Source organism: Teredinibacter franksiae (assembly GCF_014218805.1).
GTDB lineage: Bacteria > Pseudomonadota > Gammaproteobacteria > Pseudomonadales > Cellvibrionaceae > Teredinibacter > Teredinibacter franksiae.
This window is the reverse complement of record NZ_JACJUV010000001.1, coordinates 313,446-324,962: the sequence shown is the minus strand read 5'-3', so window position 1 is coordinate 324,962 and position 11,517 is coordinate 313,446. Positions and strand designations below refer to the sequence as shown.

General features: G+C 48.6%; 13 protein-coding genes. 11 read left to right on the top strand and 2 right to left on the bottom strand.

All coding sequences use genetic code 11. From position 1 onward, the window contains the following. Positions 1-286 precede the first annotated feature (286 nt). From rluC to H5336_RS01355, 3 genes are read left to right on the top strand one after another with little or no spacing between them, the layout of a single operon-like run. Positions 287-1,300, top strand: a complete 1,014-nt coding sequence (rluC, locus tag H5336_RS01365) for a 23S rRNA pseudouridine(955/2504/2580) synthase RluC (RefSeq protein ID WP_185230702.1) — start codon at positions 287-289, stop codon at positions 1,298-1,300. A gap of 2 nt (positions 1,301-1,302) precedes the next feature. Next, positions 1,303-1,938, top strand: a complete 636-nt coding sequence (locus tag H5336_RS01360) for an HAD family hydrolase (RefSeq protein ID WP_185230700.1) — start codon at positions 1,303-1,305, stop codon at positions 1,936-1,938. After that, positions 1,939-2,433 carry a GNAT family N-acetyltransferase gene (locus H5336_RS01355; protein ID WP_185230698.1) on the top strand — a complete coding sequence of 165 codons (495 nt, stop codon included), beginning with the start codon at positions 1,939-1,941 and terminating at the stop codon, positions 2,431-2,433. A 126-nt stretch (positions 2,434-2,559) separates the two neighbouring features. On the opposite strand, the gene H5336_RS01350 is transcribed toward H5336_RS01355, so the two are convergent. Both H5336_RS01350 and H5336_RS01345 read right to left on the bottom strand, forming a co-directional pair. Next, the gene (locus H5336_RS01350) at positions 2,560-4,446 is read right to left on the bottom strand and encodes an ATP-binding cassette domain-containing protein (protein ID WP_185230696.1); all 1,887 of its coding nucleotides are present in this window, start codon (positions 4,444-4,446) and stop codon (positions 2,560-2,562) included. After that, complete coding sequence (locus tag H5336_RS01345) at positions 4,443-5,087, bottom strand: Maf family protein (protein WP_185230694.1); 645 nt, start codon at positions 5,085-5,087, stop codon at positions 4,443-4,445. Before H5336_RS01345 ends, H5336_RS01350 begins: the two co-directional genes overlap by 4 nt. A 114-nt stretch (positions 5,088-5,201) precedes the next feature. Here H5336_RS01345 and H5336_RS01340 point away from each other — a divergent pair, with 114 nt between their 5' ends. From H5336_RS01340 to H5336_RS01305, 8 genes are all read left to right on the top strand, one after another. Continuing rightward, a complete protein-coding gene (locus H5336_RS01340; protein WP_246438993.1) occupies positions 5,202-5,759 on the top strand; it encodes a YceD family protein in 558 nt (185 codons plus the stop codon). Positions 5,760-5,817: 58 nt separating this feature from the next. Further along, on the top strand, positions 5,818-6,000 hold the full coding sequence (gene rpmF, locus H5336_RS01335) for a 50S ribosomal protein L32 (RefSeq protein ID WP_185230690.1): 183 nt from the start codon (positions 5,818-5,820) through the stop codon (positions 5,998-6,000). 2 nt (positions 6,001-6,002) lie between these two features. Further along, positions 6,003-7,028, top strand: a complete 1,026-nt coding sequence (plsX, locus tag H5336_RS01330) for a phosphate acyltransferase PlsX (protein WP_185230688.1) — start codon at positions 6,003-6,005, stop codon at positions 7,026-7,028. A 34-nt stretch (positions 7,029-7,062) separates the two neighbouring features. Beyond that, entirely contained in the window at positions 7,063-8,010 is a 948-nt protein-coding gene (fabD, locus tag H5336_RS01325; protein ID WP_185230686.1) for an ACP S-malonyltransferase, read from the top strand. 13 nt (positions 8,011-8,023) lie between these two features. Then, positions 8,024-8,767, top strand: coding sequence for a 3-oxoacyl-ACP reductase FabG (gene fabG / locus H5336_RS01320; protein WP_185230684.1), 744 nt, complete (start codon positions 8,024-8,026; stop codon positions 8,765-8,767). A gap of 254 nt (positions 8,768-9,021) precedes the next feature. Beyond that, positions 9,022-9,261: an acyl carrier protein gene (gene acpP / locus H5336_RS01315; RefSeq protein WP_045860003.1), complete on the top strand. Its 240-nt coding sequence runs from the start codon at positions 9,022-9,024 to the stop codon at positions 9,259-9,261. Between the two features lie 147 nt (positions 9,262-9,408). After that, a complete protein-coding gene (gene fabF, locus H5336_RS01310; protein WP_185230682.1) occupies positions 9,409-10,641 on the top strand; it encodes a beta-ketoacyl-ACP synthase II in 1,233 nt (410 codons plus the stop codon). 15 nt (positions 10,642-10,656) lie between these two features. Then, complete coding sequence (locus H5336_RS01305) at positions 10,657-11,505, top strand: aminotransferase class IV (RefSeq protein ID WP_185230680.1); 849 nt, start codon at positions 10,657-10,659, stop codon at positions 11,503-11,505. The last annotated feature ends 12 nt before the right edge of the window (positions 11,506-11,517 follow it).

Below are 11,517 nucleotides of genomic sequence, written 5' to 3'. Positions count from 1 at the left end.
AATATTCTTTGCCTTTGAGCGCTGTTCTTTAGAAGCAGGTAACTCTGGCTCGGTTTTAGAGTGAAAGGGCTCTCTTGTTGAAATTCTCGTTACAGGAGCGGCTTTCAGCCTGGTCGGAATATAGCACTCTTGTCTGAAGCATGCAATTTATGGGGGCTTCGATGTTAGCGATTACTCTCGTTTGGGGTAATTTAGCCACTTGTTTGGCGCAATTTCGAAGATTTAGGCTGTTTTTCTGTGTGGGGCTGGCTGTCCTCAGCTTGTGTGAGCGCTGAGTGTTGTTATCATGTCCGGCCCGTTCAAGCCAATCTACCCGCCAAGAGTTCTAATTGTTGTGACCATTCCCGCCGGTAGTACCAAAAGTACCCATAGTGCCAAAGTTCAATACTTAGTTATTGATGAGGATTCAGAAGGTCAACGCCTGGATAATTTCCTGCTGTCAAAGCTAAAGGGTGTGCCTAAGTCGCTTATATACCGCGTCATTAGAAAGGGCGAGGTGCGCATTAATAAAGGCCGCGCCAAGCCAGAGCGAAAATTACAGGCCGGTGATTCCGTGCGTGTTCCGCCTATTCGCGTTTCTCAGGAAAAGCCTGAAGTAAAGCCCAGCGGTAACCTGCGCAGCCTGTTAGAGGCCTCGGTTTTATATGAGAGCAAAGAATTAATGGTCGTTAATAAGCCCTCGGGGCTAGCGGTGCACGGTGGAAGCGGTATTAGCTTGGGTTTGATTGAGTCTTTGCGGCAAATGCGCCCGGAGAACAGTTTTATGGAGCTGGTTCACCGTTTGGATCGCGATACCTCTGGCTGCATACTGGTGGCTAAAAAACGCTCCATGCTGGTGTATTTGCAAGGGTTGTTTCGGGGAGTAAAGCAGATTGACAAGCGCTACTTGGCCCTTGTTCGGGGTCGTTGGCCTAACCGTGCGAAAGTTATCGACGCATCCTTGCAAAAAAATGAGCTGTCTAGTGGTGAGCGAATGGTACGGGTTAGCTTGGAAGGTAAACCGTCGAAGACAGAGTTTGACGTTGTTAAGCGTTTTGAAGAGGTTACGCTAGTGCAGGCCAAGCCTATAACCGGCCGTACCCATCAGATACGTGTTCATGCGCTTCATAAGGGTCACCCGCTAGTGGGTGATGACAAATATGGTAACGATGATTTCAACAAGCAAATGAAAAAACAGGGCTGTCGCCGCTTGTTTCTGCATGCGGCGTCGTTGCAGTTTATGTTGCCGGATGGGCAGTCATTGTTGGTGCAGGCGCCTTTACCTGAAGAATTACAAAACTTTATCGATGTGCTGGAGTAGTTGTGCTTTATATATTTGATTGGGATGGAACAATTAGTAACTCTGCCGCTAAAATTGTCAGTTGCATGCGTGCCGCCACTGATGATGCTGGCCTTGCCAGTAGAAGCGACGACGAGATAAAAAATATTATTGGCCTGGGTTTGCCTGAGGCGATTCGTTTGCTTTACCCCGATATTTTGGACGAAAAGTTGGAGCATGTTCGGCAAGGGTATTCAGCCTTTTTCCTTGGGGCTGATGTTACGCCGTCACCCTTTTTTGATGGTGCGATGGAAACCATGCAGGCGCTGGCGGATGCCGGGCACTCACTTGCGGTTGCTACAGGTAAAAGCCGTCGTGGGCTAGATAGGGTATTAAAGAAACTTGATTTGCACGCCTTTTTCCACGGTAGTCGTTGTGCGGACGAAACGGTATCCAAGCCAGACCCTAAAATGTTAACGGAGTTGTTGGCAGAGTTTAATTGTTCTGCTGCAGAGGCGGTAATGATTGGTGATACTGAGTACGATATGGCGATGGCTCAGGCTATTGATATGCCGCGTATTGCCGTGAGTTTTGGCGCTCATCATATTGATAGGTTGAAGCCGTATAAGCCTGTATTGTGTGTGGATGAGTTCAGTCAAATATTGGAATGGAAACCCTAAATGTTAGCCTCATTCTCAACGGTTGTTGCCGATTACGATAATACCGCGCATGTTGAAGCCATTGGCTGTTTAATGCGAGATTATTCTGCCGATGTGATGGGCGGCGGTGAACCGCTTACTCATGAGCACTGTAAGCGTATCGCAGGTGAGCTAAAGCGCTATGGTGGCGCGGTAACGGTGTTGGCTTTTGATAGTAGTGAGAAGGCTGTTGGCTTGGCTACGTCGTTGCGTTCTTTTTCTACGTTTATGCTTAAACCGCTGTTAAATTTACATGATGTTTATGTGGATGAAGGTTGGCGCCGCAGGGGCGTTGGTGCTGCTCTTTTAAAGGAGAGTGAGCGGGTGGCGCGGGAGCTGGGTTGCTGTAAGTTAACACTTGAAGTGTTGAGCAATAACCACTCGGCGCAATCACTTTATAGAAGGGTAGGGTTTGAGCCGTACGAGCTGTCGGGTGAGGCTGGCCAGGCGCTTTTTTGGCAAAAGAAAATAGTATAGCGTTGTGGAATCCCCGTTAATTTTGGCGTAAAGCGGAGCTTATTCACAGCAGTAAATGCGCTACGCTCATACGCCATTATATTGAATGGTACTTTCTTTCGCTGTCCATCGGTGCCCTTAAAGGGGTTATTGTAATTGCGCTTCTAGTGACTCTTTTTCTTCACTCAATTCCAGCCATTCTATTTCTATGGATTCCATGGCGTTCTTGATTTCACCCTGCTGTTTGAGTAGTGGGGGGAGTTGTGCGGACTGGCTTTCGTATAAGGCTGGCTCTGCTAGTCTGGTTTCTATTTTTGTAAGCTCATCGGCAAGTTTCGCGAGCTTATTTTCAAGTTGTTTTATTTGTTTGGTGAAGGGCGCGAGCTGATTGCGGATGGCGGCTTGTTGTTGTCGCAGTTCTTTTTTGTCTTGTTTTGCTGACGGTTTGCTGCCTGCACTTATGTCCTGTGGGGCATCTTGAAGTAGCCAGTTTTGGTAGTCATCAAGCGTGCCATCGAAGTCTGTTATTTTTCCGCCATCGACCAACATAAATTGATCGACGGTTGAGCGCAGTAGGTGCCTGTCGTGCGATACGATTACCAGTGCGCTTTCCCATGTTTGCAGGGCGAGCGTAAGCGCGTGGCGCATTTCTAGGTCGAGATGGTTGGTGGGTTCGTCAAGTAAAAGAAGATTGGGTTTTTGCCACGCAAGAATAGCCAAAGCTAGTCGCGCTTTTTCACCACCTGAAAAATGCTCGATTGTTTCAAAGGCGCGATCTCCTTGGAAGCCGTAGCCGCCGAGGAAATTCCGAACTTCTTGTTCTGTTGCTTTTGGTGTGAGCCGTTGTAAATGCAGCGCGCAGGAAGCATTAAGATCCAACGCTTCTAGTTGGTGTTGGGCGAAGTAGCCGCATCGAAGGTGAGTGCCATCGACTTTTTCGCCACTCATTAATGCAAGCTCGCCCGAGAGTGCTTTAATAAGTGAACTTTTACCTGCGCCATTGTGGCCCAGTAGCCCAATACGGCTGGTGCCAAGAACGCTGAGTTCGATACCCGACACAATCGGCGTTTGATTGTAGCCAATGCTGGCGCTATCCAACGTAATCATGGTTTGTGGGATTCGATCTGGCTCGGGAAAAGAAAAGCTAAAAGGCGAGTCTATGTGGGCGGGAGAAATTTTCTCCATGCGCTCTAGCTCTTTAAGTCGGCTTTGCGCTTGCTTGGCCTTGGTTGCTTTTGCACGAAACCGGCGAACAAAATTTTCTATTTCGGCAATACGAACCTGCTGTTTATCAAATTCGGCCTTATGCTGTGCAAGCCGTTCGACGCGCTGTCGCTCGAACGCGGAATAGTTGCCGTTGTACGCGTTGAGTTTCAGTTGATCTACGTGCACGATGCCTTCGGCTAAATTATCGAGGAAATCTCTGTCGTGAGAAATAATAAGCAGTGTGCCTTTATAATTTTTCAGCCACTGTTCGAGCCATAGTGTTGCATCCAAATCGAGGTGGTTGGTCGGCTCATCTAGTAGTAGTAGGTCAGAGCGACACATAAGTGCGCGCGCGAGGTTTAGGCGTATTCGCCAGCCTCCGGAAAAGTCTTTTACGTGTTTGCCGCTGTCGTTGGCCGAAAACCCCAGCCCGTATAGTAGGCGCTCGGCCCGTGTGGAAGCGGTGTAGCCATCAATAGCTTCTAGCTGTTGATAGAGCAGGGCGAGTTGTTCTCCTTTATCGGCGTTTTGTAATATCTTCTCTTCAATTTTTCGCAATGGCTGATCGCCGTCGATCACATAATCGAGGGCTGTTCGCTGCGTTGCACCGACTTCCTGTGCCATGTGTGACAGTTGCCAATGGCCTGGAATTTGGAGTTGGCCCGAGTCCTCGCTTACTTCGCCCAGTAACAGTTTGAAGAGGGTTGTTTTGCCGCTGCCATTTCCACCGACGATGCCCCATTTTTGTCCGGGGTATATTGTTAGGTCGGCATCTTCCAGTAGTACCTTGTGCCCGCGCTGCAGGCCTATTTTGTTTAGTTGAATCATAGAGGTTGCGATTGTTGAATAGCGTCCACGCCGAATTGGCGCAGCATACGGGTAAGTGCAATGAGCGGCAGGCCAATGAGGGCCGAAGGGTCATCGCTGTGAATGGTGTCAAAGAGCGCTATCCCTAGGCCTTCGCACTTGAAACTTCCGGCGCAGTCTAGTGGTTGCTCCTTCTTTATATAGGTAGTGATGTCTTTTTCGCTAAGAAGCCGAAATTGAACGCGCGTAACGATATTGTCTAATAGCGCTTCGCCGCTATAGTTGTTGATCACGCAAAGTGCGCTGTTAAACGTTACGGTGGTGCCGGAACATGTGCTTAGCTGCTTTATGGCCACGGCTTCTGTTAGTGGCTTACCTAGTAGCGTGTTGCCGCAACTGGCGGTTTGGTCGCAGCCGATAATCAGCGATGCAGCATTCGTTGTTTTGGCGATAGCCCGCGCTTTGCCTTCGGCAAGCCTGAGGGCTAGCTTTTCGGCGGGCTCACCGGTTAAAGGGGTTTCATTAATGTCGGCTGGCTGGCATGTATGTTTTAGCCCCAGCTGAGCTAGTTGAGCACGTCGGTATGATGAGCTGGAGGCGAGAATGAGTGGAGCCGACGCCGGTATTGAACCGCTTGCCTCAGAGTTGGAAGGAAATGTCATGAAATCACCAGCATAAGCCGTGTATTGGGGGAAAATGTCTTAAGATTCAAGGTTTTCTTTGACAGGGATTAGTCAATTCCCTATTATCGCGCGCTTATGTCAGAGGGTACCCCGTTGAAACCGCTTCCGAGGCTAGTAGAGCCTAGAAAACTCGCTCTTGCGAACGCCAAACTGGCGGGCATTGTACCTGAGGTTTCCCTATCTCGCTTGCGCGAAATAGCGTTAGATTCAAGTACTGAATCCACGTCGACCATACTGGTCCAGGCCGAACTCGAATTGTTCAGAGATGAGCAGGGAAGGTTGGTTGTGGTCGGTAAGGTTTCGGCAAAGTTGCAAATGCAATGTCAGCGCTGTTTAGGGCCTCTTGAGAAAAGCGTTACCACCGAGGTTAGCTTAGCGGTTGTTCGGGACGAAGAAAAAGCCCAGCAATTACCGAAGCATCTCGAGCCCTGGATTGTAGAAGACGATCTGGGTGATTTGCATGCAATGTTAGAGGAAGAGCTACTGTTGGCGTTGCCAGCTTTTGCTTTGCACGACTTTGCATGTATCGACGCAGACCAGTTAAGTATTGGTGATGTCGTTGAAGCAGTAGATGAGGTTGAGCACGATGAAGAGGGTAACCCCTTTAACGCGCTTGCCAGTTTAAAGCAGACTTTGAAAAAATCTGATTAAACCCGAATCGATACTACACTCACTTTGTATCGATTTGCAGTGTATGCAGGAGTAGATCATGGCAGTTCAGAAGAGCAAGAAAACCCGTTCAAGACGTGGCATGCGTCGTTCGCACGATGCGCTTACCGGTCCAACCCTTTCGGTAGATCCTACTACCGGTGAAAAACACCTTCGTCACCACGTGACGGCAGATGGTTTTTATCGTGGTACTAAAGTGATTGATATTGCCGACGACGAGTAAGGTTGTCACAACCAATTCATCTCTCGATTGATGCGATGGGCGGGGACCAAGGTTCCCGCCTTGTCGTTCAGGCTACACTCGCCTATCTGAAAGCTCATTCCGATGTAACAGTTACCCTTGTCGGTGACCGGGACATTGTCCAACCCCTTCTTGAATCCCAAAATGTCGATAAGGCACTTCGCTCGCGTGTGGCACTACTTCATGCGGAAGAAACCGTCGATATGGCCGATAAAGCCAGCGATGTATTGCGCACTAAAAAAACATCGTCTATGTGGCAGGCTGTCAATTTAGTGGCAGAAGAAAAAGCCGATGCCTGTGTTAGTGGCGGTAATACCGGAGCCTTTATGGCTATCGGCTGCAAGCTTGTTAAAACCTTTGATGGCATCCGTCGTCCGGCAATTTGTAAGCGTATTCCAACCTCCCAGGGCTATAGTGTTCTGTTGGATCTTGGCGCCAACATAAATTGCTCAGCCGAACAGCTTGTGCAGTTTGCGGTAATGGGTGCTGCGTTGGCAGAGTTGGGTGGCATAAAAGCGCCATCGGTTGCTTTGTTAAATATTGGCACAGAGCGCAGTAAGGGCGGTGAAGAAATTCAGCTTGCTGCACAGGCTTTAAATAAGCGGGGCGATATTAAGTACGCCGGTTTTGTAGAGGGGCACAACCTTTATTCCGGAGAGTTTAATGTCATCGTTTGTGATGGCCTGATCGGTAACGTTGCCCTTAAAGTGAGCGAAGGTGCTGTTAATTTTGTGTTGAGTAGCCTAGCGCAGACCTTCAATAGAAGTGTCTGGCACAGCCTGATTGGTTGGCTGGCAAAGCCGGTGTTGCGAAATTGGAGAAGACTCTTTACTACGTCGCGATATAATGGTGCAGCATTGTTAGGTTTACGACGTACGTTGGTTAAGAGCCATGGCGGGGCCGACCAATTAGGTTTTGAGCAGGCTCTTGATACGGCTGTTCAGCAAGTTCGTCAGCGTATTCCTCAGCGCATTGAATCGAGTTTGAGTGAGAAAGTTTCGCACAACTGATTTCTGTAAATCGATTAATTTGAGTGGTCCATGTATGAATAGTAGCAATAAACTCGCTTTTGTCTTTCCTGGTCAAGGCTCTCAAAAGGTTGGGATGCTAGCGGAAATGGCAGAGCATCATCCGCAGGTCATTGATACCTTTAGTGAAGCATCTACTGCGTTGGGCTATGACCTGTGGGAGCTGGTGCAAGCCGGTTCGCAGGAAGACCTGAATATGACAGAAGTAACCCAACCGGCATTGTTAACATCGAGTGTTGCGCTTTGGCGTGTCTGGCAGGCCCAGGGTGGTGTAATGCCCGAGTATATGGCCGGTCATAGTTTGGGTGAGTGGTCTGCACTTGTTTGTGCGGGTGTGCTGGATTTTTCCGATGCCGTTAAGCTTGTGCGTGCGAGAGGAAAATATATGCAGGAAGCTGTGCCAGCAGGCCTAGGCGCGATGGCTGCCATTATTGGCTTAGCCGATGAAAAGGTAGAAGAGGCTTGCGGTCAGGCGTGTTCGGCGGAGGAGGTGGTGTCGCCGGTTAACTACAACTCCCCGGGTCAGTTGGTGATAGCCGGGCATAAATCTGCCGTCGAGCGGGCCATGGCTGGCTGCAAGGAGGCTGGCGCCAAGCGTGCACTGCCGCTTCCGGTTAGTGCGCCATTCCACACGTCTTTGATGAAGCCTGCGGCGGATAGGTTGGCGGCGGAAATTGAGGCGACGACGTTCTTATCGCCTACCGTTCCCGTTGTGCATAATGTAACGGCTAAAACAGAGCGTGACCCGGCGAAGATTAAGGCGCTGATGGTGGAGCAAATCTATTCTGCGGTGCGTTGGGTGGAATGTGTCCAAGAGCTGGTGCAGTTGGGTGTGGGCAGTACGCTGGAGTGTGGCCCCGGCAAAGTGCTGTCTGGCCTCAACAAGCGAATTGTTAAGAGCCTTAATGCTAGCAATATTGAAACTACGGCTTCGCTGGAATCCAGCTTGGCAGAACTAAAATAACAGGGGATATTCGATGTCATTTGAAGGAAAAATAGCTCTGGTAACGGGCGCAAGTCGTGGAATTGGCGCTTCAATTGCCGATACCTTGGGTGAGGCTGGCGCAACGGTTATTGGTACGGCAACTTCAGAGTCTGGCGCCGCGGCTATCAGTGCGCGTTTCGCAGAAAAAGGTATTAATGGCGCTGGCATGCAGTTAAATGTAACGGATGCCGAATCCGTGGCGGCCTTATTGAAGGCTATCAACGAACAGTTTGGTGCGCCTCAAATTTTGGTGAACAATGCCGGCATAACGAAAGATAACCTACTTATGCGCATGAGCGAAGATGAGTGGTTTGACGTTATTAATACGAACCTCAGTGCGATTTACCGCCTGAGTAAAGCCTGTTTGCGTGGCATGATGAAAGCACGCTGGGGGCGCATTGTGAATATCAGCTCCATTGTTGGTCAAATGGGTAATGCCGGGCAGTCGAACTATGCAGCTACTAAAGCCGGTGTAATGGGCTTTGCACGATCTTTAGCCAAAGAGGTGGGTTCACGCAATATTACGGTCAACTCAGTTGCACCGGGTTTTATTGATACGGATATGACCAAGGGGCTCGCAGAAGACCAGAAAGCTGCAATGTTGGGCGTTATTCCGCTGGGCCGTCTAGGGCAGCCTGAGGAGATTGCCGGGGTGGTGAAGTTTTTGTGCAGCGATGATGCCAGCTACGTTACGGGCGAAACACTGCACGTAAATGGCGGTATGTATATGTGCTAACAGGCCTAATTGCGGGTTTTTGTTGTGGGTTAGAGGCATTTTTTTGTTTCTAACCCTTTGTTTTATAAGAAAAAAATTGCAGTGTTACAATAAATTTGCCTCCATGCGTTACAACGCGGAGAAAATCGCGTTAAAATGCGCGGCACGTGTGGACCGGAACACTATTTTCACCCGCAACTTAGAGACTATTTGCGGTTTGGAAGTGTTCGTTAACGGCTTCACAGAACGGTTATCATTAGGAGTTAATTAAGACTATGAGTAGCAGCATTGAAGAACGCGTAAAGAAAATTGTCGCGGAACAGCTCGGTGTTAAAGAAGAAGAGGTGAAGAACGAAGCATCTTTTGTTGAAGATCTGGGTGCTGATTCTCTTGATACTGTTGAGTTGGTAATGGCTCTTGAAGAAGAATTCGAAACCGAAATCCCTGATGAAGAAGCTGAAAAAATCACCACTGTTCAGCTGGCGATCAACTATATCAACGAAAACCTGGCTTAATTAGCCGGTCTTTCGATTGACCCTATCTACAGAAGCCGTATCTATCTTGCATAGTACGGCTTTTGTCGTATTTGGAATTCAAGTTTCCGAAGCGGCTGGGGTTTATTTCAATGCTGGTGACGTAGAGAGTAAAACTGGAGAATATTTGTGAGTCGAAGAAGAGTTGTAGTAACGGGTCTTGGTATGGTGACCGCCGTTGGTCACAGCGTAGATCAGACATGGCAGTCCATTCTTGCAGGCAAAAGCGGTATCCGACCTATCACGTCTTTTGATATTTCTGCTTTTTCGACAAAAATTAGCGCGTCAGTTCAAAACTTGGATATTTCGCCGTATCTGAAGGAAAAAGAAGCTCGAAAACTGGATTTGTTCATTCAGTATGGCATGGCCGCGGGCGTTCAGGCTGTAGAGGATTCTGGCCTTGTCATAACCGACGAAAATGCAGCTCGTATCGGCTGTGTGATTGGTTCTGGTATTGGTGGGCTGGGGTCTATTGAAGACACTGCCATAACCATAAAAGAACGCGGCCCACGCCGTGTATCGCCATTTTTTGTGCCCGGTGCGATTATTAATATGATCGCAGGGAATCTCTCCATTCGCTACGGTTTTAAAGGTATTAACCTTGCTGTCACTACGGCCTGTACAACGGGAACCCACAGTATTGGCCTTGCGGCTCGGGAAATTATGTATGGTACCGCCGATGCCATGGTTGCCGGTGGTTCAGAAATGGCGACAACATCCGTTGGTATTGGTGGCTTTGGTGCGGCACGCGCTTTGTCTAAGCGCAACGATGACCCCGAAGCCGCAAGCCGCCCCTGGGATAAAGGTAGAGATGGATTTGTCTTGGGTGACGGCGCAGGTATTATGGTGCTAGAAGAATACGAACATGCAAAAAAACGCGGCGCAAAAATTTATGCGGAATTGTCGGGCTTTGGTACTAGCGGAGATGCTTTTCATATAACGTCTCCTAGTGGTGATGGCGCAGCATTGTCAATGCGCAATGCGTTACTGGATGCAAAAATCAATGCAAGTGCGGTGGACTATATCAACGCCCACGGAACTTCAACTCCCGCAGGCGACGCCGCAGAAGCGGGTGCGGTGAAGTCTGTATTTGGTGATCACGCACATCAGTTGGCGGTAAGTTCTACTAAGTCGATGATTGGTCATTTGCTCGGGGCCGCGGGAGCTGTAGAGGCGATATTTTCCGTGTTATCTATTCGCGATCAGGTTGCTCCACCCACTATCAACCTAGATGACCCGGATGAAGGCTGCGATCTAAATTTCGTACCTCATACGGCGCAAGAAATGAAAATTGATAAGGCCATTAGTAATTCCTTCGGCTTTGGTGGTACTAATGGAACACTTCTGTTTTCGAAAGTGTAGTTTGCATTCAGAGTAATGGCAGCCGGGAACATACGTACATTCGTTTCTTTAAATGGCCAGTTGGCCAGCGAAACCAGCATTTCCGTTAATAATCGCGGTTTTATGTATGGTGACGGTATTTTTGAAACTGTCCGAGTTTCGGCTTCAAAATTACCTCTGATGTTAGGCCACCTCAAGCGATTAAAATGTGGAGCCGATTTTTTAAATTTTGCGCTTGATACAAAGGTTGTTTTGTCTGCGGTTGAGAGTTTAGTCGATCAACTGAATAGCGAAACAGGCTTTGATGGCATTTTAAAAATAATTATTTATCGCCGTGAAAGTGAGCGCGCCAGCTATCCATTAAACACGGCTGTTGATGTGCTTTGTACGCTCAGCCCATGTGAGCTTCAAAATTGGCAGCAACAGCCTGTATCACTTAGGCCCGCGAGCGGAATGCTATTTTCGAAAGCGGAGCATGCTGCTGTAAAGATGCTGAGTCGAGTGGACTATTTGACCGCCACAAAGCACGATGCGCTTTTACCGCATGAAGAGCTGTTGTTGTGTGATGAAACCGACTGCGTTATCGATACACCACACCATAATATTTTTTGGCGGAAGCGTCAGCGTTTATATACTCCCTGTTTAAAGACCGCAGGTGTAAAGGGTGTTATGCGGCAGTATTTACTGGAAAACTCTAGTCTGGTTTCTGTCGGCCCAGTTGATGTTGGCCGATATAAGCTAAAGGATTTACTTGCAGCCGATGAAATATTTTTAACCAATGCCGTACGTGGCATAGTCCCAGTAAACTGTTTTAATGGGCGAGATATAGATGATCACGTTGTTGCGAAAACATTCGCCCAGTTGTTGGCGACAAATCTTCGATAAAATTTTAGCCTG

Coding starts and splice junctions, on each gene's coding strand:
- H5336_RS01350 (WP_185230696.1), bottom strand. CDS start 4,446: ATGATTCAACTAAACAAAATAGGCCTGCAGCGCGGGCACAAGGTACTA.
- H5336_RS01305 (WP_185230680.1), top strand. CDS start 10,657: ATGGCAGCCGGGAACATACGTACATTCGTTTCTTTAAATGGCCAGTTG.
- H5336_RS01345 (WP_185230694.1), bottom strand. CDS start 5,087: ATGACATTTCCTTCCAACTCTGAGGCAAGCGGTTCAATACCGGCGTCG.
- acpP (WP_045860003.1), top strand. CDS start 9,022: ATGAGTAGCAGCATTGAAGAACGCGTAAAGAAAATTGTCGCGGAACAG.
- rpmF (WP_185230690.1), top strand. CDS start 5,818: ATGGCAGTTCAGAAGAGCAAGAAAACCCGTTCAAGACGTGGCATGCGT.
- fabD (WP_185230686.1), top strand. CDS start 7,063: ATGAATAGTAGCAATAAACTCGCTTTTGTCTTTCCTGGTCAAGGCTCT.
- fabG (WP_185230684.1), top strand. CDS start 8,024: ATGTCATTTGAAGGAAAAATAGCTCTGGTAACGGGCGCAAGTCGTGGA.
- H5336_RS01355 (WP_185230698.1), top strand. CDS start 1,939: ATGTTAGCCTCATTCTCAACGGTTGTTGCCGATTACGATAATACCGCG.
- rluC (WP_185230702.1), top strand. CDS start 287: ATGTCCGGCCCGTTCAAGCCAATCTACCCGCCAAGAGTTCTAATTGTT.